This is a genomic window from Myroides gitamensis (assembly GCF_029894455.1).
GTDB lineage: Bacteria > Bacteroidota > Bacteroidia > Flavobacteriales > Flavobacteriaceae > Flavobacterium > Flavobacterium odoratum.
This window is the reverse complement of the sequence record NZ_JARYHN010000001.1, coordinates 3,027,073-3,053,703: the sequence shown is the minus strand read 5'-3', so window position 1 is coordinate 3,053,703 and position 26,631 is coordinate 3,027,073. Positions and strand designations below refer to the sequence as shown.

The 26,631-nt window shown below is 37.7% G+C and carries 18 protein-coding genes and 1 pseudogene; 12 read left to right on the top strand and 7 right to left on the bottom strand.

Going from position 1 to position 26,631, the window contains the following annotated elements:
• Positions 1 to 5: 5 nt before the first annotated feature.
• Positions 6 to 2,738: an aconitate hydratase AcnA gene (gene acnA / locus M2306_RS13590; RefSeq protein ID WP_259187582.1), complete on the bottom strand. Its 2,733-nt coding sequence runs from the start codon at positions 2,736 to 2,738 to the stop codon at positions 6 to 8.
• A gap of 161 nt (positions 2,739 to 2,899) precedes the next feature.
• On the opposite strand from acnA, the gene M2306_RS13585 reads away from it, so the two are divergent.
• A complete protein-coding gene (locus tag M2306_RS13585) occupies positions 2,900 to 4,318 on the top strand; it encodes an MBL fold metallo-hydrolase (protein WP_259187583.1) in 1,419 nt (472 codons plus the stop codon).
• A 112-nt stretch (positions 4,319 to 4,430) separates the two neighbouring features.
• Here the strand turns inward: M2306_RS13585 and M2306_RS13580 are convergent, their stop codons facing one another.
• The 3 genes from M2306_RS13580 to M2306_RS13570 all read right to left on the bottom strand — a co-directional run bounded on the left by M2306_RS13580 (position 4,431) and on the right by M2306_RS13570 (position 7,871).
• Positions 4,431 to 5,039: an alpha-ketoglutarate-dependent dioxygenase AlkB family protein gene (locus tag M2306_RS13580; protein ID WP_115092239.1), complete on the bottom strand. Its 609-nt coding sequence runs from the start codon at positions 5,037 to 5,039 to the stop codon at positions 4,431 to 4,433.
• Positions 5,026 to 5,901, bottom strand: a complete 876-nt coding sequence (locus M2306_RS13575; protein WP_259187584.1) for a methylated-DNA--[protein]-cysteine S-methyltransferase — start codon at positions 5,899 to 5,901, stop codon at positions 5,026 to 5,028. Before M2306_RS13575 ends, M2306_RS13580 begins: the two co-directional genes overlap by 14 nt.
• A 443-nt stretch (positions 5,902 to 6,344) precedes the next feature.
• A complete protein-coding gene (locus M2306_RS13570; protein ID WP_259187585.1) occupies positions 6,345 to 7,871 on the bottom strand; it encodes a GNAT family N-acetyltransferase in 1,527 nt (508 codons plus the stop codon).
• A gap of 136 nt (positions 7,872 to 8,007) precedes the next feature.
• Here M2306_RS13570 and M2306_RS13565 point away from each other — a divergent pair, with 136 nt between their 5' ends.
• From M2306_RS13565 to M2306_RS13525, 9 genes and pseudogenes are all read left to right on the top strand, one after another.
• Positions 8,008 to 8,331, top strand: a complete 324-nt coding sequence (locus M2306_RS13565; protein WP_115092241.1) for a single-stranded DNA-binding protein — start codon at positions 8,008 to 8,010, stop codon at positions 8,329 to 8,331.
• 98 nt (positions 8,332 to 8,429) lie between these two features.
• The gene (locus M2306_RS13560; protein ID WP_259187586.1) at positions 8,430 to 9,131 is read left to right on the top strand and encodes a response regulator transcription factor; all 702 of its coding nucleotides are present in this window, start codon (positions 8,430 to 8,432) and stop codon (positions 9,129 to 9,131) included.
• Positions 9,121 to 10,479 carry a sensor histidine kinase gene (locus M2306_RS13555; RefSeq protein ID WP_002989159.1) on the top strand — a complete coding sequence of 453 codons (1,359 nt, stop codon included), beginning with the start codon at positions 9,121 to 9,123 and terminating at the stop codon, positions 10,477 to 10,479. Before M2306_RS13560 ends, M2306_RS13555 begins: the two co-directional genes overlap by 11 nt.
• A gap of 228 nt (positions 10,480 to 10,707) precedes the next feature.
• A complete protein-coding gene (locus M2306_RS13550) occupies positions 10,708 to 11,403 on the top strand; it encodes an MgtC/SapB family protein (protein ID WP_002989162.1) in 696 nt (231 codons plus the stop codon).
• 18 nt (positions 11,404 to 11,421) lie between these two features.
• A complete protein-coding gene (gene mgtE, locus M2306_RS13545) occupies positions 11,422 to 12,819 on the top strand; it encodes a magnesium transporter (RefSeq protein WP_259187587.1) in 1,398 nt (465 codons plus the stop codon).
• Between the two features lie 200 nt (positions 12,820 to 13,019).
• On the top strand, positions 13,020 to 14,135 hold the full coding sequence (locus M2306_RS13540; RefSeq protein ID WP_259187588.1) for an efflux RND transporter periplasmic adaptor subunit: 1,116 nt from the start codon (positions 13,020 to 13,022) through the stop codon (positions 14,133 to 14,135).
• A 23-nt stretch (positions 14,136 to 14,158) separates the two neighbouring features.
• Positions 14,159 to 17,273 (top strand): annotated as a pseudogene (locus M2306_RS13535) (efflux RND transporter permease subunit).
• Positions 17,274 to 17,280: 7 nt separating this feature from the next.
• Complete coding sequence (locus M2306_RS13530) at positions 17,281 to 18,579, top strand: TolC family protein (protein WP_181816748.1); 1,299 nt, start codon at positions 17,281 to 17,283, stop codon at positions 18,577 to 18,579.
• 10 nt (positions 18,580 to 18,589) lie between these two features.
• Positions 18,590 to 19,291 (top strand): outer membrane beta-barrel protein, encoded by a 702-nt coding sequence (locus M2306_RS13525; RefSeq protein WP_115092247.1) that lies wholly within the window; start codon positions 18,590 to 18,592, stop codon positions 19,289 to 19,291.
• Between the two features lie 183 nt (positions 19,292 to 19,474).
• Here the strand turns inward: M2306_RS13525 and M2306_RS13520 are convergent, their stop codons facing one another.
• The 3 genes from M2306_RS13520 to M2306_RS13510 all read right to left on the bottom strand — a co-directional run bounded on the left by M2306_RS13520 (position 19,475) and on the right by M2306_RS13510 (position 21,334).
• The gene (locus M2306_RS13520; protein WP_259187590.1) at positions 19,475 to 19,957 is read right to left on the bottom strand and encodes a hypothetical protein; all 483 of its coding nucleotides are present in this window, start codon (positions 19,955 to 19,957) and stop codon (positions 19,475 to 19,477) included.
• A 45-nt stretch (positions 19,958 to 20,002) separates the two neighbouring features.
• Positions 20,003 to 20,689: an HAD family hydrolase gene (locus M2306_RS13515; protein WP_259187591.1), complete on the bottom strand. Its 687-nt coding sequence runs from the start codon at positions 20,687 to 20,689 to the stop codon at positions 20,003 to 20,005.
• Between the two features lie 84 nt (positions 20,690 to 20,773).
• A complete protein-coding gene (locus tag M2306_RS13510; RefSeq protein ID WP_002989188.1) occupies positions 20,774 to 21,334 on the bottom strand; it encodes a Crp/Fnr family transcriptional regulator in 561 nt (186 codons plus the stop codon).
• Positions 21,335 to 21,638: 304 nt separating this feature from the next.
• On the opposite strand from M2306_RS13510, the gene pafA reads away from it, so the two are divergent.
• Positions 21,639 to 23,285, top strand: coding sequence for an alkaline phosphatase PafA (gene pafA / locus M2306_RS13505; RefSeq protein WP_115092801.1), 1,647 nt, complete (start codon positions 21,639 to 21,641; stop codon positions 23,283 to 23,285).
• 116 nt (positions 23,286 to 23,401) lie between these two features.
• The gene (locus M2306_RS13500; protein ID WP_259187592.1) at positions 23,402 to 26,326 is read left to right on the top strand and encodes a M16 family metallopeptidase; all 2,925 of its coding nucleotides are present in this window, start codon (positions 23,402 to 23,404) and stop codon (positions 26,324 to 26,326) included.
• Positions 26,327 to 26,631 lie beyond the last annotated feature (305 nt).

Sequence of the window (26,631 nt, the reverse complement as noted above, 5' to 3'; positions counted from 1 at the left end):
GCTATTTAGTGTTTCAAGAAATCTCTCAATACATATTGAAGAATTCCATCATTTTTATAGTATTCAATTTCAATAAGTGAATCAAATCGAGCTAAAGCTTGGAATTTAATCGTTTGGTTTGCTTCATTAACAGCAGTTACTTCTACTATTTTATGCGGCGTTAGATTTTCTGCTAATCCCGTAATAGTATAGGTCTCTTTTCCGGTTAATCCTAAGCTTTCTGCCGATTGATTAGGTAAGAACTGCAACGGAGCAATTCCCATTCCAATCAAGTTACTGCGGTGAATACGCTCAAAGCTTTCTGCAATAACCGCTTTGATTCCCAATAGATAAGCCCCTTTTGCAGCCCAGTCACGAGAAGAACCACTACCATATTCTTTTCCAGCAAGTACAATAAGCGGTGTTTCTGTTTCTTTGTACTTCATTGCAGTATCATATACCGTCAAAGATTCATTTGTTGGTAAATAGGTACTATATCCTCCTTCGCGTTGTGCTACTTTATTCTTGATGCGAACATTGGCAAATGTTCCTCTCATCATCACCTCGTGATTTCCACGTCTAGATCCGTATGAGTTAAAGTCTTCGGGTTTCACTCCTTGCGACAATAAGTATTTTCCTGCTGCTGATTCTTCATTAAAAGAACCTGCAGGCGAAATATGATCCGTCGTTACAGAATCACCTAAGTAAAGCAACACACGTGCTCCAGCGATATCTGTTAGAGGTTTAGGCTCTTTCGGCAGGTTTTCAAAGAATGGAGCATGACGAATATAGGTAGATGCAGGATTCCATTCAAAACTTGCACCTTTCGGAGCATGAAGATTCTTCCAGTTTTCTTCCCCTTCAAAGATTTGATCGTACACTTCTTTAAAGTCTTCTCGTTTTAAGGAGTCATTGATTACAGCTCTAATTTCTTCATGCGTTGGCCAAATATCTCTTAAATACACCGGCTCTCCATTTGGATCATAATCCAAAGGATCCGTTATTAAGTTGATGTCCACACGTCCTACTAAGGCATACGCAACCACAAGCATAGGCGACATCAAAAAGTTCATTTTCACTTGAGGATGAACCCTTGCTTCAAAGTTTCTATTTCCAGATAGTACAGAAGCTACAACTAAATCACCTTGGGTTACGGCTTCTGCAATAGGAGCAGGTAATGGTCCACTATTTCCAATACAAGATGTACAACCATAGCCTACCGTATGGAAGCGCAAAGCTTCTAAATCTTCTGATAGACCTGAACGATCCAAGTAATGCGTAACTACTTTGGACCCTGGAGCCAAACTGGTTTTTACCCATGATTTTGTACGCAATCCACGTTGTATGGCTTTTCGAGCAACCAATCCAGCACCAATCATAACTTCCGGATTGGACGTATTGGTACAGCTGGTAATGGCTGCAAGCACGATGCTACCGTCGCTTAATACATATTCTTTGTTTTTTTGTTTGATGCGAACCGCACGCATATTTTCTTTGACTACTTCAGTCGGTTCACTTGTTGGTTTCTCCGCCTGTTTGTAGACAAATTCAGTTCCAGAACCCCCTTCAGATAACCAAGCAGATTCACGTCTGTCTTTTACAGATACATAAGCGCGGTTGTATTCTTCTTCTAATAAGGTAGAGAAGGTTTGGTCTAATTCGCGCACTAAGATTTTATCTTGTGGACGTTTAGGACCCGATACCGTCGGTTCTAAAGTATTTAAATCTAATTCTACAACAGCAGAATAGGTAATGTCTTCTTTACCCGTACGCCATAAAAGATTTTCTTTACAGTATTCTTCTACTAATTGCACGTGGTCTTCCTCGCGATTCGTTTGACGCATATAATGCAACGTCTGATTGTCGATAGGGAAATAGGTAACTGTACATCCAAATTCAGGAGACATATTCGAAATTGTCGCGCGATCCGTTACAGAAAGATGATCTAAACCATCTCCAAAAACTTCTACGAATTTACCTACAACTCCTTGTTTACGCAGTATTTTAGTAATGGATAATACCATATCGGTAGCGGTGGCTCCTTCTGGTATTTTTCCAGTTAATTTAAGTCCTACAACCTCTGGACAAGTAAAGTAAATCGGTTGACCTAACATAGCAGCTTCTGCCTCAATTCCTCCAACACCCCATGCAATTACTCCTATTCCATTGACCATCGGGGTATGAGAATCTGTTCCTACTAAAGTATCCGGGAATAACCAACCGTCTCTATTGATAACCCCTTTTGCAAGGTATTCTAAGTTCACTTGGTGGCAAATACCCATTCCTGGAGGTACAACAGTAAATCCTTTTAATTCTTGTTGTGCCCATTTCAGTAATTCATAACGCTCGGCATTGCGCTCATATTCTTTGGTTACATTTTCTTTATAAGCATAATCTGTTCCAAAATAATCCACTTGTACCGAGTGGTCAATGACTAAATCAACAGGAATAGCCGGAGTAATTTTCTCTCCATTCTTTCCTTGACGTACATATTCCGCACGTAAAGAAGCTAAATCCACTACACCAGGAACACCCGTAAAATCTTGCATCAATACACGCGCAGGTTTAAAAGGGATGTCTTTATCTGTAGGTTGAGGTTGCCAATTGACTAACGTATCGATGTGCTCATCTGTAATGGCAAATCCGTCGTGATTTCGCAATACGTTCTCCAATAGAATACGAATTGAAAAAGGCAAACGATGAATGTCTTTGCCCTCATCTTGTAGCTTTTTAAGCGAAGCTATTTTGTAATTCTTCATAATTGTTAGTTTTTCCCAATTTACAAAAAAATAATGGATTACCTCCCGTAGTATGGGGGATTTAATCTTAAAATAAATCTAAAATTACTGAAGGATTCATGATAATTGTCATTTTTAAACCCCTGAGGATGAATTATTTTTACTTAACAAAATAGTGAACCATGAAAATCGAACAAATTTATACAGGATGTATAGCACATGCTGCCTACTATCTTTCTAGTCAAGGAGAAGCAGCTATTTTTGACCCTTTGCGCGATGTACAACCGTATATCGATCGAGCTACACAAGATAAAGCTTCAATCAAGTATGTTTTTGAAACGCATTTTCACGCGGATTTTGTTAGTGGTCATTTGGACTTGATGCAAAAAACGGGAGCGCAAATTGTATTTGGCCCGACGGCATCACCCAATTATGAGGCGATTATTGCAACAGATAATCAAGTTTTTCAAGTAGGAGGAGTAAAAATCCAAGTACTGCATACACCAGGGCATACCATGGAAAGTAGTACGTATTTGATTTTTGATGAAGCAGGAGAACCGCATGCTATTATTACGGGAGATACGTTGTTTATTGGAGATGTAGGACGACCTGATTTGGTGCAGTTGGTCAAATCAGAACTAACGCAAGAAAAATTAGCAAGACATTTATATCAGTCGCTACGCCATAAAATTATGCCGTTACCCGATCATCTTATCGTCTATCCAAATCATGGAGCGGGAAGTGCATGTGGTAAAAATATGAGTAAGGAAACAACAGATATATTAGGCAATCAGAAGAAAACGAATTATGCGCTTCGCGCTGATATGTCGGAAGATGAGTTTGTAGATGAGGTATTGACAGGGTTGGCAACACCGCCGCAATATTTTCCGAAAAATGTCTTGCTTAATATAGGGGGTTATGAGCAATTGGATGAGGTATTAGACCGCGCTTATAAACCATTGACCTTGGCTATGTTTGACGAGATGCTCGCCACAGGAGAGGTGTTCCTTTTGGATACCCGATCACCTCAAGACTTTGCTTCAGGATTTATTCCCCAAAGTATCAATATCGGATTGAATGGTCCTTTTGCTGTATGGGTAGGGGAGTTGATTAAAAATATTCAACAACCTCTTGTCTTGATTACCGATCCTGGAAAAGAAGAAGAAAGTATGATTCGCTTGTCTCGTGTGGGATATGATCATACGGTTGGATTCCTAGAAGGAGGGATCGATACTTGGAAAAAAGCCAATAGATCTTTACATCAGATTCCGCGTTTGGAAGCGCAGCAATTAGATGCTTATATCGAAAGTGAAAAACCTGTGCTTGTTGATGTTCGAAAAGAAAGCGAGTACGAAGCAGAACATTTGGTTCCTTCCGTTTTTGTTTCCTTGAATACATTGGAAGAAAAAATGAACACCTTAGATAAAGATAAAACACAAGTCGTGTATTGTGCAGGAGGATACCGCAGTATGATTGCGGCTTCCATGTTACGAGCACAAGGATTTTTAAAAGTAGTTGATGTTGTTGGAGGCTTTCAAGCGATTGCACCCGTAACAACCGTAGATAAGACGGCTTTTGTATGTCCTACTTCCTTGTTATAAAGTAGTAATTCAGTTGTTTATACGTTCTTACGATTCTCTTCAGTGGATCGTAAGAATAGTTATTATGTTTTTAGTTTAAGACAGCTCTCTCTGTGTTTGGGAGCTGTTTTTTTTATTTTTCAATGGTGCGGAACGTCAAGTTGACTCTTGGGTGATGGACAACTTTCGTCGGAGGTAATCGATGCAACCAAAAGGTTTGTGTTTCATCTTTCATGACGAGCAGGTGTCCACTAGCTAAGGTAAATTCAACTTTTTCTGCTGTGGATTTGTGTTTGAATAGAAATTTTCGCGTTGCCCCTAAACTCAAAGAAGCAATAGCTCCATTCTTCTTTAAATCCTTTTCTCCATCGCTATGCCAAGCCATGCCTTCACTTCCATCGTGATATAGGTTTAACAAACAAGAGTTATACGTTTCTCCTGTTGCTTGTTCAATACGTGTCTTCAATTCCAATAATTCAGGTGTCCACGGTAAAGCAAGTTTGGTTACGTTAGAATAGGTGTACGGAAAGGTTTGTGATCCATACCAAGCCACTTTGCGTTTTGTAATTACCTTTTTGCCAAAGATAATGGCTTCATCATTTTTCCATTCAATATGGTGGAGTAAATGCTCAAAATAGAACGAAGCTTCTTCAGCCGTTAAAAGAAAGCCATAGAAATGAACGGTCCCATCATAGGGCAAGTAATTGTGTTGTGTATCTTCCAAAGAATTAAATAAGTCCATCAGCTGTATTTTTTGATTCATTATTTCCATATACTTGTGCGCCTTCCCAGCCTATAATAGCCGTTTTACGCGTCGCTCCCCACATATAGTTACCAAAGACACCCGAGGACTGAATAACGCGATGACACGGGATTAAAAAGGCTATCGGGTTGTTTCCAATCGCTGTGCCCACAGCTCTTGATGCTTTGGGATTATCTATTGCTTGTGCAATGGCTCCATAGGTGGTCAATTCGCCCATGGGAACTGCAAGTAAGCTTTGCCAAACTTTGAGCTGGAACTCAGTTCCTTTTAAATGCAGTTTGATCTGATTCAAGTCGGGTTTAGGCTGTTGAAATATTTTTAGCGCTTGTAGTTGTAGTTGATCGGTTTGTGCTTGAAAGGTGGCTTGCGGAAATTTAGCTTTTAACTCTTGTAAGGCTACCGCTTCTGCTGTAACAAAGACGAGGTGACAAATGCCTTTTGCCGTTGAAGCAATTAGAATAGGACCAAAAAAACTAGAGGCAAAGCTGTAGTTAATCGTCAGTTGCTGCCCTCCATGCTGATACTCTGCAGGGGTCATTCCTTCGAGGGTAATAAACAAATCATGCAAACGGCTGGTACTGGATAACCCTGTTTCAAAGGTGGCATCAAATAAGGTCACTTGTTGATCTTTGAGTAGCCATTTTGCATATTCTAAACTCGTAAATTGCAAGAATTTCTTCGGACTAGTACCTGCCCATTCTGTAAATAAACGCTGAAAATGCGCCGGACTTAAATGTAAAGCATTCGCAACTTCATCTAAACGAGGTTGTCTTTTGAAATTGGTATGAATATATTCAATCGCTTCCGCAATACGAGTATAGTTTAAGGCCGCTTCTTTCATAGTGTACGGTTGACAGTTTACGTTTACAGTTTTTTAATTCATTTTTTCACTACTCACTTCCCAACTTTACTTCAAAACTAGGAATATAAGGAGATCGCTTAGGGAATTGAATAAGGTTCTTTCGAGTTTCCTTCAACACTTCTTGGACTTTCCTTGGAGATTCCTTCGACTTTCCTTCGACAAAAGGGGGTATTTTCCTAGTATACTCCAAGCATTGTCCAAGGAATGTCCAACAAAACGACTATAAACCCTTTCCTAATGTGCTTCTAACCCTTTACTTTTTATACGCTGTCAACCCACAACAAATATCGCTAGGTTTTATCAGTTATAAAATCCGAAACATGCTAATTTTTAGCGCAAAATGACGTACTAGACGGCAGGATATTAAAAAGAAAAAAGCTTGAGGGTTACTCAAGCTTTTCTATAAGTTGAAGAAAAATAAATTATTTCTTTTTCTGTAAATTGTATAAATCTAAACGTCTATCTTTCATGATACGGACACTTCCGTGTTCGTGTAATTCCTTCAATAAGTCTAGATTGACATCGACAATTAACGTCATCTCTGTATTTGGAGTTGCTTCTGCTTTGACTCCATTGGTAGGGAAGGCAAAATCAGAAGGCGTGAATACAGCAGCTTGCGCAAACTGGATATCCATGTTATTTACTTTTGGTAAGTTACCCACACATCCTGCAATGGCTACATAACACTCATTTTCAATGGCACGAGCAGCAGCACAGTTGCGAACACGGGTATATCCGTTTTGTGTATCCGTTAAGAAAGGGACAAACAAGATTTCCATTCCGTCTTCGGCAAGTAAGCGTGGTAATTCTGGGAATTCAACATCATAACAAACGATAATTCCGATTTTTCCACAATCGGTATCGAAGGTTTGGATGGCTGAGCCCCCTTGCATTCCCCAATAGTGAACCTCATTTGGAGTAATGTGAATTTTCGAATACATTTCATACGTACCGTCGCGTTTGCAAAGGAAACCAACATTGTATAAGGTTCCATCAATGATATATGGCATACTACCAGAAATAATATTGATGTTGTATGAAATAGCATATTCTTGGAATCGCTTGCGGATTGGCGTGGTGTAACGTGCAAGTTCACGAATGGAGTCGGCCTCCGATAAGTGGTTATACGCTGCCATTAAAGGCGCTGTAAACAACTCCGGGAACATGGCAAAGTCACTTTCATAATCCGATACCGCATTGATGAAAAACTCCGCTTGATCAAAGAATTCTTCCAAATCATTAAAGGGACGCATTTGCCATTGAATTAGCCCCAAGCGGACCACACTCTTTTTGGTGTTGATAAGCTGTACCTCTTTTTCGTAGTAGATGTTATTCCACTCTAATAATACAGCATAATCTTTCGATTCTTTATCTCCATCTAGGTAATTGCGCATCAAGCGAACCATGTGGAAGTCATTCGACATTTGGAAGGACATCACCGGGTCGTTAATTTCTTTCGCCTTTACTTTATCTAAGTATTGTTTTGGCGTAAGTTCATTCGCATATTTCGCGTATTTCGGGATTCTTCCTGCAAATACAATCGATTTTAAGTTGAGTTGTTCACACAATTCTTTACGCGCATCGTATAAACGACGCCCTAGACGTAATCCTCTATATTTTGGGTGAATAAAAACGTCAATCCCGTATAAAATATTCCCTTTCGGGTTGTGTGTACTAAAAGAAGAATAACCCGTAATCTGATCGTAATTATGGGCGGACATGGCTTTTTTCTCATCAATGATAATAGAAAGCGCCGATCCTACAACAATATCATCCACCAAAACGACCAACTGTCCTTCTGGGAAAATACTCAGTAGGTTCTCTATCTCACTTTTATCCCAATAAGGGTCTTCCATACCCGTATAGGATTCAAGCATTGAATTTTTAAGCTCCAAATAATCGTCAAGCTGGAGGTTGCGAAGTTCAATCTTGTTAATTGTAGTATCCATGAATTTTTTATTGCAAATTACAAATAATACTTGTAATAAGTAAATATTTTAGAAGGTAAATGGGGATAACCCCTTGAGTTTGGTGTGTTTTTTGCTAAAAAATAATACGAGATTATTTAATTTAAAAGGACATACTATGAGTTCACTACGAAACCGCGTTCAACTAATTGGACGAGCAGGGCAAAATGCAGAAATTATCGTTTTTAGTTCAGATAAAAAACGAGCTACTTTTTCTATTGCGGTCAATGAATTTTACTACAATGACAAAGGCGAAAAGATTGAAAATGTGCAATGGCATAATGTTGTCGCTTGGGGCAAACTAGCAGATATTGCTGAAAAATATGTCTTAAAAGGCAAAGAGGTAGCTATTGAAGGAAAGTTGGTGAATCGCTCCTATGAGGACAAGGAAAACAACAAGAGATACATCACTGAAATCGTCGTTTCGGAACTGCTTTTTTAGCTGATGAAGAAAGGATTAAAAAGGAATTAGAGGTTGTTTTACTGGATAAATAACCTCTTTTTTTGCAAAAAGACTTATCTTGCTCAAGATTAATTTAAATGGAAAATCTTTTGAGTCAAATATTAGTAATAGAAGACGATATTCGCGTTGCAGAATTGCTTCAACGCAGCTTGCAAGATCAGAACTTTGCTGTAGATGTGGCCTATGATGGCTATATGGGAAAGAAATTAGCCCTACAGAAAAAGTACCAATTGATTATTACCGATGTCATCCTACCAAAGATTAATGGTATTGATTTGTGTAAGGAACTCAAACATAGCTTGCCTAATACCCCCATTATTATGTTGACTGCCTTAGGAACAACCGATGATAAGGTGGAAGGATTTGATGCTGGTGCAGATGATTATTTGGTGAAACCTTTTGAATTACGCGAACTTTATGTACGCATTCGCGCCTTATTGAAGCGCTTTGAAAATGCTACAGAAACAAGCAATCCAATTTTAAAATATGCCGATTTAGAGATTGATTTGAATCAGAAGAAATTCAAGCGTGCAGGACAAGAAATTCACCTGACTCCCAAAGAATTTAACCTGATGCAATTCATGATGGAAAACCCAGAGCGCGTTTTATCGCGAACGGAGATTTCTGAAAAAGTATGGGATACCCATTTTGATACAGGAACGAACTTTATTGATGTTTACATCAATTATCTGAGAAAGAAGATTGAACTCGATGCGAATAACAAATTGATTCATACAAAATCAGGTATGGGTTTTATCCTGCAAAGCCATGAGAATTAAAACGAGACTGACACTGCTGTTTACCTTGTTGGTGGCCTCTATACTATTGGTTTTCGCCAGTGTTATTTATTGGTCTTCCTCCAAAAGCAGAGAAGTTGAGTTTTATGAAGAATTGGAAAAAGAAGCGATTACGAAAGCCAAACTCTTTTTAGAAGCGCAAGTAAAGCCAACAACCTTACACAAAATTTACCTCAACAATAGTGAAATTATCAATGAGGTTGAGGTCGCCGTTTACGATTATAATTTCAACTTATTGTATCACGATGCAGAAGAGATTGATCGCGTAAAGGAAACCAAAGAAATGATCGGAAGCATCATTGATAAAGGAAGTTTACACTATACACAAGAAGATTGGCAAGTTATTGGGATGACGTATTCATTCAATGACCAAAACTATATCGTTACAGCTACAGCGTATGATGAATACGGTTACACCAAGTTGCAAAACTTATTTGTAACTATTGTAGTACTCGTGGTAATCTCGTTGTTAGTCATTTATTTTGTGGGGTTATTTTTCGCAGATAAAGTATTGTTACCCATTAAGAAGATGAATGATGAGGTGAATCAAATCACAGCTACAAATTTAGATTTGCGCATTAGCACAGAAAAAAATAAAGACGAACTTGGAGCTTTGGCTAATACATTTAATGAGATGCTGAATCGCCTAGAGAATTCTTTTGATTCTCAAAAGCAATTTGTGTCCAATATTTCACATGAGCTTCGAACGCCACTAGCAGCTATTATTGCAGAACTGGAATTAGCCCTAAGTAAAGAACAAAATCAGGCGTATTATATTCAGACGATTGAGAATGCCCTAAACGATTCACAAAAAATCGTGCGTTTATCCAACAGCTTATTAGATTTTGCGAAAGCAAGCTATGATCCAACGGAAATTGTGTTTAAATCAATTCGCGTGGATGAAGTGATTTTAGATGCTTGTCAGAAGTTGCAGAAAATGGATGCATCATACAAATTTAACTTTGTCATTGACGAATCGGTAACCAAGGAAGAAATGATGATGGTACATGCTAATCCTTATTTATTAGAGGTTGCCTTGGTTAATTTACTCGAAAATGCGTGTAAGTTTTCAGAACAGAAGGCTTGTACCATTCAAGTGAAATACGAAGATTATCACTTAGTCGTTCAGGTGATCGACAAGGGAATTGGTATAGCGGAGGAGGATTTGGAATCTATTTTTGTACCTTTTTATCGCGGTAAAAACCAAAACTACAAAGAGGGAAATGGCATTGGTCTTCCTTTGACAAATAAAATTATCAAACTACATAAAGGAACGTTGCGTGTCGACTCTCAAGTAGGAGAAGGAACGACATTTACGATTCAATTTTAACTCATCAAGCGCTTACTGTACAGTAGGCGCTTTCTTTTTCTAATAGAATTCTAATTTTTTTCTAAAGGCTTTCTAATAGCCGCCAAGCCTCATAACATCTACTTTTGTCCCATCAAAAAAAATAAATGATGGACACAGAATCCTTTCGAAGAAAAGAATGTTAACTGTCCTGCTGCTTGTTTATAACGGAGTTTGTATGCACGAAGTAGGAGCAAAAAAAATGAAGTTATGGCAATTACAGTATTTATTTTAAGATTATTACTTGCTTTTGTTTTAGGAGCGTTAATTGGTGCTGAGCGTCAAGTAAGACAAAAAAGTGCAGGATTGAGAACCAATACGTTGGTTTGTATTGGAGCAGCGGGATTTGTATTAATGTCGTATCAAATTGGAGGAACCGCTGTAGGGCGAGTAGCTTCTTATGTTGTAAGTGGAATTGGTTTTCTAGGAGCTGGCGTGATTATGAAGGATGGATTCAGCATCCGCGGTTTGAATACAGCAGCAACAATTTGGTGCTCAGCTTCAGTTGGCTCTATGTGTGGAGTAGGTTTATGGCAAGAGGCAATCGCAATGACGATTTTAATTGTAGGGGCTCACTTGTTATTACGTCCCATTGGGAATTTAATGAATAAGCTGTCTTTTGAAACAGAAAGCGATTCCGCCGAAGTATTCTACGAAATCATTGTAGGATGTAAAGAGCAAGTAGAGAATGATATTCGAGTGATGGTGCTGAAGCACCTGAAAGCACAAAAAGAATTGCAAATGCGTTCGCTAAAAAGTTCAGATAATGGCAACCCTGCCTTTTCCTACCTCAAATTTGAGGTGTACTGTATCGGACGTAAGGATGATATTTTAGAACAGATCACACAAAAAGTTTCTTTAGAATTTGGTGTATCTGAAGTTTCATGGGAGTTAATTACATACTAATCTTTAAAGAGAAAAGGCATGAGAACAATGAAGTACGAACACAGCAGTTTACGCAAAATAGCACAAGATTTTCAAGGATTAGATCAAATGATGAAGATGCTTCCGGTATTGAAAAAGATGCCCATTATTGATGTGAGTGAGGCGCTTTCTTTGATGGAAACAAAAGAACTGTTTGTTATTTTACGCGAATTTCCACTAGAACATCAAGCTGAAATCTTTGCTGCCTTTCCTTTGGTGAAACAGCTTTCTGTCTTTCAGCAGTTGAGCATGAAGCGCTTTGCTCGATTATTTGAGCAAATGCCATCTGAAGATCGCGCTGATTTATTTCAAATTCTAACACAACAGGAACAAATTGATTTGTTGCCGTTTTTGACCAAGCAAGTACGAGAGAATGTATTGGCGTTGAGCTCTTATCCTGAAGATACGGCAGGTGGAATTATGAGTACGGATTTTGCTACGGTTGGTAAGGATATGACTTGTTTTGAAGCGATTCACAAGGTACGTCAAGATGCACCATCAAAGAAAACGATTTACTATATCTATGTGGTAAATGAAGACCAAACCTTATTGGGATTCATTACCCTAAAAGATCTCATTATAGCAGAACCACATCAATTAGTAGAAGAAGAATTACACCGCGATTTTGTTTTTGGCTATGTTGATGAAGATAATGAAGAAGTTGCGGCTAAGATTGATAAATACGAATTAGTAGCCTTGCCTATTCTCAATCGCAAGAAACAGCTGGTGGGGATAGTAACCCATGATGATGCTTTAGATATTATTCAGGCAGAACACACCGAAGACATGCAAAAGTTTATGGGGGTGATGGGAAGTAGTGAGGATGCGGATTATGAGCAAACTTCTGTTTTCGATCACTTTAAAAAACGCGTGTTTTGGTTGGTGACTTTAGCTATTGTTGGTTTAGTATCAGGGTTAATCATTCACAATTTTGAAGGAGCTCTTGCGCAAATGGTCATTCTAGCCATCTATATGCCTATGGTGGCTGATGCAGGAGGAAACGCTGGAAGTCAGTCCGCAACGGTTGTTGTACGAGCAATCGCACTAGGGCAAATAACAGTAAAGTCCTGGATGCTTGTGCTGTGGAAAGAAATGAAAATCGGATTGATGTTAGCCTTGTGCTTGGGCGTATTAGCCTTTAGTAAAGTCGTCTTGTTGAGTTGGGAAACAGAATCGCCAGAAGTGTTTAGCCTGTGGATTATTGGCGGAGTGATTGCAGTGGCTTTGTTTTTACAAGTGATATTTTCTACTGTCATTGGGGCTGCCTTGCCGCTCCTTGTGAAGAAAATGGGAGCTGATCCAGCTGTAGTAGCGAGTCCAGCAATTCGAACCATTGTCAATATTCTTGGATTGTTAATCTATTTCGGATTAGCGGCTTACATCTTCGATTTACACTAATTAAAAGATAGATAAACCATACTATAAAGATAAAAAGAATGAAAAAGTGTCGTTTTCGCTGTGATTTGACTCCCTATGGGTAATAGATAATTGTTTTTATTGTTAAATAAACGTAATGTTTTATTTTTACGGTAAAAAATATAGCGTAAAATTTCGTAAATTAAGAAAATATTATAAAGTTAAAATTTAAAACAATCATAATGGCAAAAAAAGTACAAATAGCAGGAGTTCTAGGCTTGAGTATCTTATTGAGTTTTTGCTCTGATAAAAAGGAACAAACCAGTGACGTTGCACCATACCAAGTGAATAATCAGGTCATTTCCTTAACAGAAAATTCAAACCTCAAAGGCAGAATTAAAGTAACAGAAGTAGGAGTAGAAGATTTTACTTTTGATTTAGTAACTGCAGGTTTAGTAAAAGCAATACCGAACCATTATGCGGAGATTGCCTCTCCTTTTTCGGGGAGAATTATCAAATCGTTTATCAAATTGGGTCAAAAAGTAAGTGTGAACCAACCTTTATTCGAAGTGTCTTCACCAGATTATTTCGAAGCACAAAAGGATTACTTCGATTCCAAACAAGAATACAAGCAGGCGTCTTTGAATTTAAAAAGACAAGCAGACTTATTAGCGAACGGAGTTGGAGTTCGCCAAGAGTATGAAGAAGCTGAAACGGAAAACTCAATGGCAAAAGCTGCTTTTGACAATGCTACAGCCGCCATCAAAATATACAATGTTCAACCGACCTCTTTGGTTTTAGGACAGCCGCTAATTGTGCGTTCTCCTATTGAGGGGGAAGTATTGGAAAACAATATTGTATTAGGGCAGTATATCAATGATGATGCAGATCCAGTAATTAAAATTGCTGCATTGAACAAAATTTGGATTGTAGGAAAAGTCAAAGAAAAAGACATCCAACATTTGACCAAGTTGAATAAAGTTCAAATTGAGTTATCTGCTTATCCAGGTGAGCCTATCGAGGGAACCATTTACCATGTGAATGAAATTGTAGATGAAGAAACGAGAAGTATCGATGTGTTAATCGAAGTGAATAACAACGATCGCAAGTTAAAACCAGGTATGTATGTGAATGTACGTTTCATTGATCAACCGGAAAAAGTGATTTTAGTTCCTTCAAGAGCCGTATTACAGGGAGAAGATGATTCTTTCGTTTTTGTTGAAGTAGCACCAAACGAATACATTCGTAAAAATGTAGTCATCGGTGGAGTATCAGGCAATCAGACCGTGATCTTATCTGGTTTAGAAAAAGGAGACAAAATTGTAAGCGAAGGAGGTATTTACTTACCACAACTGTAGTAATCCTATAAAACAGCAAAAAAATGAAAAAAAATATAATAGATACAGCTATACACAAAAGATGGCTTGTTGCTGCTTTGTTTGGCTTACTGTGTATCTTCGGTTATTATTCTTGGAAACAATTATCCATAGAAGCTTATCCCGATATTGCAGATACAACCTCACAAGTAGTGACGCAAGTACCAGGCTTAGCTGCTGAAGAAATTGAATTACAGATTACAATTCCTATTGAGCGTGCACTAAATGGAATGCCAGGGATGCACGTGATGCGTAGTAATAGTACGTTCGGACTATCCATGATTACGCTTGTTTTTGAGGATGGAGTCGATGATTATTTTGCTCGTCAACGTATTCAAGAACGCCTAAATGCAGTGGAATTGCCTTATGAAGCTGTTCCTGAATTAGATCCCTTAACCTCGCCAATTGGAGAAGTATATCGCTATATTATCGAAGGGGATGGGTATAGTTTGCGCGAGCTTACGGATATTCAAAACTTTGTGATTATTCCGAAATTAAATCAAGTTTCAGGTGTAGCAGAAGTAACGAATTTTGGAGGGATTACGACTCAATTTCAAATTGAATTAGATCCACATAAATTAGAACAATACGATTTATCCTTAAGTGATGTAACGGAAACAATTGAAGAAAACAACGTAAACTCTGGAGGAAGTGTGTTAACACGTGGAGATTTAGGGTATGTTGTTCGCGGAATTGGGTTGGTGAAGGATTTAGAAGACTTAGGAAAAATCGTTGTAAAAGCGGATAATGGTATTCCCATTTTCTTAAAAGATTTAGGTCGTTTAAAATATGGAAATGTCGAGCGCAAAGGAGTTTTAGGTTATTCTGATAAAGAGCGTAATTACTCCGATAGTATTGAAGGAATTGTCCTTTTATTGAAAGGAGAAAACCCATCAGTAGTACTAGATAAAATTCACCAATATGTGGATGAATTAAACAACGAATTACTGCCAGAAGGCGTTAAGATTCACACGTTTTTAGATCGTACAGAATTAGTAGATACGACACTACATACCGTATCAACTTACGTTGATTGAAGGAATTAGCTTAGTGATTATCATATTAATTGTGTTCTTGGGTAGTTGGAGAGGGGCTTTATTGGTAGCAATCACCATTCCTGTATCGCTTTTATTTGCCTTTATCTTAATGCATTTCACAGATATTCCAGCAAACTTATTGTCTTTAGGAGCGATTGACTTTGGTATCATTGTCGATGGAGCTATTGTAATGATGGAGTCCATCCTCAAGAAGCGAGAAGATAATCCGAATGAAGAACTGAAGGAGAAATCAATTGCACAACGTACGAAAGAAGTAGCAAAACCTGTGTTTTTCGCAACGATTATTATTATCACGGCCTATTTACCTCTTTTTGCTTTTGAGCGCGTAGAAAAGAAACTATTTACGCCAATGGCATTCACCGTAGGATTTGCTTTGTTGGGGGCTCTTTTAGTAGCGCTATTCTTAATTCCTGGGTTGGCTTATGCGGTGTATAAAAAACCAAGAAAAATATACCACAATAAGTGGTTGGAAAAACTAACGGGATTGTATCATAATCGCATTGAAAAGATTATGAAAAGACCGAAACAAGTGTTTTTACCTATCGTTATTGTATTGGCGATTACAGTTGGATTAACGGTAAAAGTGGGGAAAGACTTTTTACCGCCTCTAGATGAAGGATCCATTTGGTTACAGGTGACTTTGCCTCCGGGAATTTCCTTGGAGAAATCCAAAGAGATGAGTGATACACTACGTGCGAGAACAATGAAGTATGAAGAGGTGACTTATGTTATGGTGCAAGCTGGACGAAATGACGATGGTACGGATCCATTTACGCCTTCCCATTTTGAGTGTTCTATTGGGATTAAACCTTATAAAGAATGGCCAAGAGGCAAAACGAAAAATGACCTAATTGAAGAGTTGGCTGCAGAATATGAATCGCTTCCTGGATTTACAGTAGGATTCGCACAGCCAATGATTGACGGTGTAATGGATAAGATTTCTGGGGCACATAGTGAGTTAGTGGTTAAAGTGTATGGAGAAGATTTCCACGAAACTAGACGTATTGCCAATGAAGTGCTAGGAACATTGAAAACAGTAGATGGCGCAGTAGATTTAGCGATTGATCAAGAACCACCTTTACCACAATTGCAAATTCACGCGAATCGAGATAAAATTGCACAATACGGATTGAATGTAGCGGATGTAGCGGAATTGATTGAAGTGGCGATTGGTGGAAAAGCGATTTCTCAAATCTTTATCGGAAATAAGGTGTATGATATTAGTGCGCGTTATACGGAAGAGAGTAGAAATACACCAGAAAAGATTGCTAATCTAATGTTGACTTCGAGTAGTGGAGCGAAGATTCCCTTGTCACAAGTGGCGGATGTAAAAACAAGTACAGGAGAAAGTACCATTACCCGTGAGATGAACAGACGTCATTTAACAGTGAAATTAAACGTTCGTAACCGCGACTTGGGTTCTTTATTGAAAGAGGCGCAACAAAAAATAGAGGACAACATTACGTATGACCACAATAAATTCCACATTGAGTGGGGAGGACAATTTGAAAATCAACACCGTGCATACAACCGTTTGGCGATTATCGTTCCGCTTACTTTGTGTTTGATGTTTGTGTTACTCTACGGAGCATTTGGTCAGTTCAGACAAGCAGGATTATTGATGGTTGTAGTTCCTTTGGCTCTTTTTGGAGGAATGTTAGCCTTGAATGTGAGAGGGATGTCCTTGAACGTGTCTTCAGCCGTTGGATTTATTGCACTCTTTGGGGTCGCAATTCAGAATGGAGTGATTATGATTTCCCATATTAATGACTTGCGCAAGAAAGGACATGCACTGTTAGAAGCTGTATTGATGGGAGCAGAACAGCGATTTAGACCGGTATTAATGACCGCAACTGTAGCAATTTTAGGATTATTCCCTGCTTCTATGGCAACGGGAATCGGTTCAGATGTTCAACGTCCACTGGCAACAGTAATTGTATATGGATTGTTATTCGCTACTATTTTAACCCTTTTTGTATTACCTGCTTTGTATTATTTAGTAGAACGCAAATGGGGAAAAGACAGTGACTTTGTGAAAGTAGAAGAAACAGAAGAAAACTAGCATTGAGATGAATATTGTAAAGAAATATATAAGTATAAGTGTGATGTCAATCGTTTGTGGTGGTACGATGTATGCGCAAAATGGGCATACGGAGGAAGCGACAAATAAAAGCACACTGACCTATAAGGAGTTTCTATCCAAAATGGTAGTAAACAACTTGAGCTATGCTGCGGAAAAGTATAATATCAACATTGCAGAGGCAGAAGTACAAGCAGCTAAAGCATTTCCCGATCCAGAATTGAGTTTTGGTTGGGCAGATAATCAGCAGAAGCGCATGCAAATGGGGTATGGATTTGAAGCGGAATTATCTTGGGATTTAGAGCTTGGAGGAAAGCGAAAAGCAAGAAAGAACTTAGCACACGATCAGAAAGTATTAGCAGAATTAGAATTGCAAGAATTCTTTCACACGCTGCGTGCAGAATCAACGGTTACCTTTTTGGAGGCCATGCAAAATAAGATGTTGTATGATATTCAAAAGGATTCATACGAATCAATGCGTCAAGTAGCCCAATCGGATAGTATTCGCTATTCTTTGGGACAAATTAGCAAAGTCGATGCGATCCAAAGTAAGTTGGAAGCCAAGTCGATGCTCAATGATTTGCAAGATGCGGATGATGCTTGGGAAAATAGTTTGATTGAAGTGCGTAATATCATTAGTGCACGTCGAATTGATTCGATTTATCTACCCGTAGGGGATTTTAATCAATTCGTTCGACTGTTTGCCTTAGAGGATCTTATTGTAACCGCTCAGAATAATCGTGCAGATTTTCTAGTTGCTCAACAAAATAAAGTAGTTGCAGGACGTCAAGTTGCATTAGCGAGAGCAGAACGCGTGATTGATTTAGGGTTGAATTTAGGGGTTGAAAATAACTCATTTGTCAAAAATGCAGTGGCTCCTACACCTGGGAATACCGTAGTGAAAGCGGGTATTTCAGTTCCTTTGAAATTTTCCAATCGACGTGATGCGGGGTTGAAAACCGCTTTGTATGAAGAAAGACAAGCAGAGTTGGAATACGACATGGTCGAATTGGAGTTGGAAAAAGAAATTACACAGGCGTATCGCAATTATCTAACCAAACAAAAGCAAATTCAACGTTTTGAGAATGGCATGTTAGATGAAGCTAAACAGGTATTTGAAGGAATTAAGTATAGCTATCAACGTGGTGCTAGTAGCTTATTGGAAGTGTTAGATGCACAACGTACGTATAACGAAACCCAACAAGCGTATGCAGAGACTTTATTCGGTTATGCAGAATCGTTGGTAGAGTTAGAAAAAGCGGTGGGAATTTGGGATATTGATTTTTAAGAAGCGTAGGATGAAACACATTATATTCAGTTTAATAGTATTAACTGGGCTTTCTATGAAAGCACAGGACTTCAATGAAGATCTAAAAGGAAGAACCTCTTTTAGTGTAAAAGCGGGTTGGTTACAATCTACCCTAAAAGGTGGTGATGTGAACGAATTAGCCGTAGACGGCAAAATAGATAAACGCAATAACTTTTTTGTAGGCGTAAGTGTAGATAATAGTATCGGAACTTATTTTGGATTAAAACACGAATTGTACTATCAGAATTACGGTGCAGATTTTAAACGATCGCTAGAGGAGCATACGTTTGATGCCACGTTAGAGATGCACAGTTTGCGTTTGAATCCCATTAGCCCTACGTTTAAAATAGGGGGACTGCAAGTGTATGCAGGTCCTTATATCAATATGTTGTTGTACTCTTCGATTACGGCTGTAGATGAAGAAGGAAAAACATATAAAGATCACGGTATCTTTGGTTCAACAGAAGATGACCAAGAGGATAGTAAATACCTGCAAAAGATGGATTATGGGGTTACAGCAGGGATAGAATATCAATTTAAATTTGGGTTAATCGTAGGTGCACAATATACCCGAGGATTTGCTTCCATTTTTGACAATTCCAATACGTTTGGGGTAGAAGAAAATACAGGAGCCAATGATCTCAAAATCTACAATCAGAATTTTGGTGTTTATGTAGGCTATCGCTTTTAGTGAAATCGAAACGAAATGGAGATTCCTAGAATACCCAATCGATCGATGAACAAGCGCGATATAGAATAAAATTGTTTATGAAATAGAAAAAGGAAACCCAACGGTTTCCTTTTTCTATTTTGTATACGCTTTACATCCTCATAAAACCAGTGAACTACATCAAGGGTAAGGAGGATGAAAACCTTAGTTTAGTGTTTTATAACTTCCCACTAAAGAACCTCCACCAGAACAGTAGTACGATAAAACTCCTCTATTACTTTCATTCACCGTATCAATGCTTAATTCTCCTTCTTTTAAAGTAAAGTTTACAGGAACTTCTTGCAAGATGGCTTGATACGTGTGGTCATTTAATTGGGTTGCTACGGTTTCTAAAGAGCAAGTAGGTTTTTTAATGTCTTCTCTTGAAGTCACTAGAATAGTAACTTGATCTTTTTCTAAACTTGTTATGTTGATTTTTACCCAATCCGATCCATCTTCTTTTGTTGCATATCCTTCTGAAACAAAAGTTAGGTTAACAGGTTCAGCTTTTGTTGCTTCTGTAACTTGACTCGCTTCCGTTGCTTCTGAAACAGTTGTAGTGGCTTCTTTGGTGTTTTCTTTGCAGCTTGTCAAAAGGTAACCTGAAGTTAAGGTTAGGGCTGCTAAGATTAAAATTCTTGTTTTCATCGCTTGTTTATTTTTTGTTTTTATTTTTTGTGTATATCAAACCTATTACAATAGGCCTTTAATTTCAGATAGCTTTTTAATGGAGGTAAAGTTATCGTGAATAACAGGGTGCTCAATGTGCTCGTGTAACCAAGTCGTGTGAAAGGGAACATGTACAGCATAGCCACCTAGTTCCAAGACTGGCAACACATCAGAGCGCAACGAATTTCCAATCATGATAAATTCATCTGGTTGTACATCTAGTCGCAAAAGTAATTTTTCATAATCGATCTTTTCTTTATCCGTCATTACTTCAATATGATGAAAATAAGAACCCAATCCCGATTTGTGTAATTTGCGATGTTGGTCTTTTAAATCCCCTTTGGTAGCAACGACTAAACGGTATTTTGTTTGTAGTTCTTGGAGAATCGCTTCTACATCGTCAATCAATTCAACGGGTTTCGTCAATAATCCCTTTCCTATTTTGACAATCTTATCAATAATTTTTACGTTTAAAGTTCCCTTAGAGATAATTTCAGCGGATTCAATCATGGAAAGTGTAAATCCCTTGATTCCGTAACCATAAAGTGGTAAATTATCTACTTGTGTTTTGAAGAGAATCTGAGAAATACTTTGATGCGTAAGGTAATCTTCCATCAAAATACAAAATTGTTGTTCGGCTTCTCTGAAAAAAGGTTCATTAATCCAAAGCGTATCGTCTGCATCAAATGCAACAACTTTAATTTTATTCATGTTATGCTGTTATAATTAGCCTAAAGGTAAGTAAACATTCAGGGCCTTCTGGTATAAAGAGACTAAATTTAACGCAATCTTGGATTAAACATCTTTGCGTATACGGCTCAAGCTAACTTGGGTAATTCCCAAATAGGAAGCAATATGTTTGAGTGGTACGCGCTGAATAATCGTCGGATAGTTGGAAATTAAATCTTTATAACGGGCTGTAGCGGATAGTAAATCGCGAGAGATAATACGCTTTTCTAAACGCATGAGTTCCTTTTCTGCCAATTTGCGTCCAAAGTTAGCAATGTGGATGTCCGTTAAATAATAGTCACTTAGCTCATGAACATTTACCTGATAGAGTTCACAATCAACCAAAAGTTCAATACTCTCATAGCTCTTTTGATTTTCTACATAGTTATTCATGGATAAAATAGTGCTTCCCTCTTCGCCAAACCAAAAGGTGATTTCCCCATCTTCATGAGAGGAAAATGCACGAACAACCCCTTGCTTGATGAAGTAGATGTTGTGTTCAATGCGATCTGCTTCAAGTATAATATGGCCTTTCGGTAGGTGTAATTCACTACACAAACTCTTTAGCGCCGTCAGGGAAGGCTCAGGTAGAGGATAAATAGCCGTAAGAATTTGATCGATATCCATGATAAAAGGAATGAAATTGATTGAGTTGTGAATACACAAAGATAGGAATTCTCAAAGAAAGGGAGTGGAGGAATTACAGGAGTGTGAAAGAATAAAATTTTTAATTTATCGAGTGTATTATTGTTATTTAATATTGAGATAATATGAAATTAGGTCAAAAAGCCTTTATTTGTCAAAATGAATTTTTTAGGTCGTTGAATATGCTAACAAACTTTATGATACAAGATGTTTTCTATGTAGAATGTCTTTAATAGCTTTGTTAAACCTTATTAAATACTTAAATAACACCCAAATAAAGAAAAAAATGAATTTTAAGTCAACGGTAATTACAGCCATGTGCTGCTTCTTTTCCTTTGCTGTTTTAGCAAGTGAAAAATTAGAAAAACCAAAATTAGTGGTGGGTCTTGTAGTTGATCAAATGCGCTGGGATTATTTATATCGTTATTATGATCGATATAGTGAAAATGGATTTAAGCGCTTGTTAAACGAAGGATTCTCCAGCGAAAATACATTAATTGATTATGTACCAACGTATACCGCAATTGGACATAGTACCATTTATACAGGAAGTGTACCGGCAATACACGGGATTGCAGGAAATGATTTTATCATCCAAGCAACAGGACAAAATATGTACTGTACCCAAGATGATAGCGTTCAGGCAGTTGGTGGTGAAGGGAAAGTAGGACAGCAATCACCAAAGAATTTATTGGTGTCTACAATTACCGATCAATTGAAATTAGCGACTAATTTCCAATCGAAAGTAATTGGAATTGCAATTAAAGATAGAGGAGGAATTCTTCCTGCTGGGCATTTTGCTAATGCTGCATATTGGTTAGATGGTAAAACAGGCGATTGGATTACGAGTACGTATTATATGAAGGATTTACCAAAATGGGTAAAGGGATTCAATAAAGAGAAAGTAGTAGATCAATACTATAAACAAGGATGGAAGACGTTGTATCCGATAGATACGTATGTGTTGAGTACGGCGGATGACAATTTGTATGAAGAAACGTTTAAAGGAGAAAAAACACCAACATTCCCTCGTGATTTAGTGAAGCTAAAGAAAGAAAATGGGTATGAGTTAATTAAAAGTACACCGCAAGGAAATACGTTAACGTTGGATTTTGCTAAACGTGCAATTGAAAACGAACAATTGGGGAATAATCCTTTACAAGTAACGGATTTCTTAGCTGTAAGTTTATCATCAACGGATTATATTGGACATCAATTTGCCATTAATTCAATTGAAATCGAAGATACCTATTTGCGTTTAGATCGCGATATCGCTGATTTTTTAGCGTATTTAGATCAAAATATTGGAAAAGGTAACTATACGTTATTTTTAAGTGCTGACCATGGAGCAGCTCATAATCCTAAGTTTTTTGCGGATCAAAAAGGAAACTCAGGATATTTTGACACAAAGGCGATTCGAAAAGACTTGAATGAAAAGTTAGCAAGTAAGTTTGGGGTAGCGGATTTGGTAAAAAGCTTAGCCAATTATCAAGTACACTTGAACTATGAAGTGATTGAAGCGAATGATGTAGAAGAGGATGAGGTTATTGCTGCTGCCATCAAACTATTGAAAAAAGTTGACGGTGTAGCTTTCGTGGTGGATATGAATGAAGCTGCGGAATCATCAGTACCGCAGATATTGAGAGAACGCATCATCAATGGATACAATTTCAAACGCAGTGGAGCGATTCAGCTTATTCTAGAACCACAATGGTTTAGTGGATCGAAAGATGGAAAAGGAACGACACATGGTAGTTGGAATTCATACGATGCGCATATTCCAGCAGTATTCTTAGGATGGGGGGTTAAACCAGGAAAAACAACCCGTCAAACACATATGACAGATATTGCACCAACAATAGCACAAATCTTGAAAATAGAGTTCCCTAATGGAAACATTGGAACACCAATCCAAGAAGCAATTGAACAATAAGAAGTAAAAAAAACGCCTTTAGTGAAAAACTGAAGGCGTTTTCTTTTTTAAGCCTATGTTATTTTTGTGTAAGAAAAGAGAATTATGTTTAGCTTTGGACTTACAAATTACTATTTATGAAAAAAAGATACCTATTGTACGGTTTTATATTTTCAATGAGTAGTGTATTACACGCTCAATATAAAACACTTACAAAAACGGATGCCAACGGATTTACCTATGAATATGTAGAAAATGATCCAGCAAATGCTCGAATTTATACCTTAAATAATGGGCTAAAAGTATACTTAGCACAGAATCACGATGAGCCAAGAATCCAAACGTATATTCCTGTTCGTACAGGTTCAAATAATGATCCAGAAGACAGTACAGGTTTAGCACACTACTTGGAACACATGTTGTTCAAAGGAACTTCTAAATTAGGAACGGTTAATTGGGAAGTAGAGCAAGCAATGATTAAAAAAATCTCTGACTTGTATGAGCAACATAAAAATGAAAAGGATGTAGAAAAGAAAAAAGCAATCTATAAAAAGATTGATGAAATTTCGAAAGAAGCTTCTCAATATGCGGTTGCTAATGAGTATGATAAATCGGTAGCTTCTATTGGAGCAACAGGAACGAATGCGCATACTTGGTTTGAGGAAACGGTATATAAAAATGTCATTCCTTCAAATGAATTAGAAAAATTCTTAATCATTGAAAAAGAGCGTTTTTCTCAATTGGTATTGCGTTTATTCCATACCGAATTAGAGGCTGTATACGAAGAGTTCAACCGCGGTCAAGATAATGACTTCTGGGCGTCAAATGAGAAGATGATGGCGATGTTGTTTCCAACGACACACTATGGAACGCAAACGACAATTGGAACGTCAGAGCATTTGAAAAATCCTTCTATGGTAGCAATCCACAATTACTTTGATCAATATTATGTACCAAATAATATTGCGGTAGTATTAGTGGGAGATATCCAGTTTGATGAGACGATTCAAATGGTAAACAAGTATTTCGGTGCGATGAAAAAAGGAGTTCAGCCGAAAGAATATGTAGCGGTTGAGCAACCAATTCAAGGAATTAAATCGGCTGAGGTATTTAGCCCACAAGCGGAACGCGTAGAGATGGGCTTCCGTTTAGGTGGTGCAAAAACACAAGATGCTTTATTTGTAACGATGATTGACATGCTATTGAGCAATGGTCAAGCAGGTTTGATTGACTTAGATATTAACCAAAAACAAAAAACGTTATACGCAGGTAGTTCATCTATGATCATGAAAGATTATTCGGTTCATGAACTAACAGGTATGCCTAACGAAGGACAAACCTTAGAAGAGGTGAGAGATATCATGTTAGAGCAAATCGAAAAAATCAAAAAAGGAGAATTTGACGATTGGTTATTACAAGCTGTTATCAATGAATTGAGAAAGAATTCAATGAAAGCATTAGAAGATAATGATTCGATGGCTACTGAGATGTATCAAGCCTTTATTCAAGGTAGATCTTGGGAAGATGCAGTGAGCGAAATCGACCGCATGGAGAAAATTACCAAAGCGGATATCGTGCGTTTTGCTAATGAGAACTACAAAGATAACTATGCGATTGTGTATAAACGCCAAGGAGAAAACAAAGATTTAGTTCGCGTTGAAAACCCTGGAATTACACCCATTGATTTAAATAGAGATAGCGAATCAGCATTCTATAAAGCATTAAATCAAGTGACTGTTAAAGATATTCAACCAGAATTCGTTGATTTCAACAAAGCGTTGAAAAGAGAGAAAATTGGCAAAATCAAAACAACGTTATACAGCATTGAAAATGTAACGAATGACTTAGCAACTGTAACGTATATCACACCAGTAGGATCTGATCACGACAAAAAATTAAGTTTAGCTTTAGAGTACTTGGATTATATTGGAACTAACAAGTATTCTCCAGCAGATATTCGCAAAGAGTTTTACAAATTAGGGGTTGATTATTCGTTGAATACAGGAACAGATAAATCATATATCACAATTGCTGGATTAAAAGAGAATATCCCTGCAGGAATTAAATTGTTAGAGCACTTATTGACGGATGCAAAAGCAGATCAAGAGGCATACGAAAATTTAGTGGACCAAATTTTGAAGTCTCGTTTTGATGCAAAATCGAGTAAAGGTGGAATTCAACGTGCATTGAATAGCTATATCATGTCTGGAAATCAGTTAAGTAGATTCAAGGATATTTTGAGCGAATCAGAATTACAAGCAATCAATCCAACAGAATTAGTAGGGTTGTTACATAAATTCTTTGATTATAATCAAGAAGTATTCTACTACGGAAATGACTTAGCAACGGTGAAAAAAGCAATCGTAGCGAATCACAACTTAGGAAAAGGAAAAGTTAGACCAGTGCAAAAAGTGTATGCTGAACCAATGACAGACGGAACGGTTTATTTTGCTCCTTATGATATGGTACAAGCAGAAATCTCGTACCGTGGTAGAGAAAGTAAGTTCAACAAAGACTTATTAGCAACATCAAGTGTATTCAATAGCTACTTTGGCGGAGGAATGGCATCTGTTGTTTTCCAAGAAATTAGAGAATCAAAATCATTGGCTTATTCTGCTTATGCAGCTTATGCAAATGCGGGTAAATCAGATAAGTTTAACTACGTAATGGCGTATGTGGGTACACAAGCAAACAAATTACCACAAGCCGTTGATGCGATGATGGACTTGATGAATGATATGCCTCAAGCACAAAATCAGTTTGAAAATGCGAAGAATTCAGCATTGAAAAACATTGCAACACAACGTTATACAAAAGCACAGATTTTCTTCTACTGGTTAGGATTGCAGGAAAGAGGAATTGATTATGATATCAACAAAGATATTTACAAACAAACCCAAGAGATGCAATTGTCTGATTTGGTAAACTTCTTTAACCAACACGTAAAAGGGAAAACGTTTAACGTAGGTCTATTAGGTAAAAAAGAAAACTTAGATTGGGAAGCCGTTAAAAAATTCGGTACCATCAAAGAATTAACTTTAGAAGATTTATTCGGATATTAATAAAAAAAAACACCAACTGAAAAGTTGGTGTTTTTTTTTATTGTAGAGGGGAAATTGTAGAGGGGTTTGTACTTTGTGAGGTTTGCTCTTTGTGAAGTTGTTTTTTCGCAAAATCGTGAGAATTGCCGATTAAAGAAGAATAATTATCTTTAGCTGGATAATTTACCTCATCGTCTCACCACCTCACAATCTCACCATTCACACCCAGTATGTCATCCCGACGAAGGAGGGATCGCATCCGTCACTCAACACTAACCATTCGTCCAGCATGCTGTGAGCGCTGGATGCGACCCTTCGTAGCCTCA

Bases quoted from the DNA above. Each gene is read 5' to 3' on its own strand.
- acnA (WP_259187582.1), bottom strand. From the start codon at position 2,738: ATGAAGAATTACAAAATAGCTTCGCTTAAAAAGCTACAAGATGAGGGC.
- M2306_RS13585 (WP_259187583.1), top strand. From the start codon at position 2,900: ATGAAAATCGAACAAATTTATACAGGATGTATAGCACATGCTGCCTAC.
- M2306_RS13580 (WP_115092239.1), bottom strand. From the start codon at position 5,039: ATGGACTTATTTAATTCTTTGGAAGATACACAACACAATTACTTGCCC.
- M2306_RS13575 (WP_259187584.1), bottom strand. From the start codon at position 5,901: ATGAAAGAAGCGGCCTTAAACTATACTCGTATTGCGGAAGCGATTGAA.
- M2306_RS13570 (WP_259187585.1), bottom strand. From the start codon at position 7,871: ATGGATACTACAATTAACAAGATTGAACTTCGCAACCTCCAGCTTGAC.
- M2306_RS13565 (WP_115092241.1), top strand. From the start codon at position 8,008: ATGAGTTCACTACGAAACCGCGTTCAACTAATTGGACGAGCAGGGCAA.
- M2306_RS13560 (WP_259187586.1), top strand. From the start codon at position 8,430: ATGGAAAATCTTTTGAGTCAAATATTAGTAATAGAAGACGATATTCGC.
- M2306_RS13555 (WP_002989159.1), top strand. From the start codon at position 9,121: ATGAGAATTAAAACGAGACTGACACTGCTGTTTACCTTGTTGGTGGCC.
- M2306_RS13550 (WP_002989162.1), top strand. From the start codon at position 10,708: ATGGCAATTACAGTATTTATTTTAAGATTATTACTTGCTTTTGTTTTA.
- mgtE (WP_259187587.1), top strand. From the start codon at position 11,422: ATGAGAACAATGAAGTACGAACACAGCAGTTTACGCAAAATAGCACAA.
- M2306_RS13540 (WP_259187588.1), top strand. From the start codon at position 13,020: ATGGCAAAAAAAGTACAAATAGCAGGAGTTCTAGGCTTGAGTATCTTA.
- M2306_RS13530 (WP_181816748.1), top strand. From the start codon at position 17,281: ATGAATATTGTAAAGAAATATATAAGTATAAGTGTGATGTCAATCGTT.
- M2306_RS13525 (WP_115092247.1), top strand. From the start codon at position 18,590: ATGAAACACATTATATTCAGTTTAATAGTATTAACTGGGCTTTCTATG.
- M2306_RS13520 (WP_259187590.1), bottom strand. From the start codon at position 19,957: ATGAAAACAAGAATTTTAATCTTAGCAGCCCTAACCTTAACTTCAGGT.
- M2306_RS13515 (WP_259187591.1), bottom strand. From the start codon at position 20,689: ATGAATAAAATTAAAGTTGTTGCATTTGATGCAGACGATACGCTTTGG.
- M2306_RS13510 (WP_002989188.1), bottom strand. From the start codon at position 21,334: ATGGATATCGATCAAATTCTTACGGCTATTTATCCTCTACCTGAGCCT.
- pafA (WP_115092801.1), top strand. From the start codon at position 21,639: ATGAATTTTAAGTCAACGGTAATTACAGCCATGTGCTGCTTCTTTTCC.
- M2306_RS13500 (WP_259187592.1), top strand. From the start codon at position 23,402: ATGAAAAAAAGATACCTATTGTACGGTTTTATATTTTCAATGAGTAGT.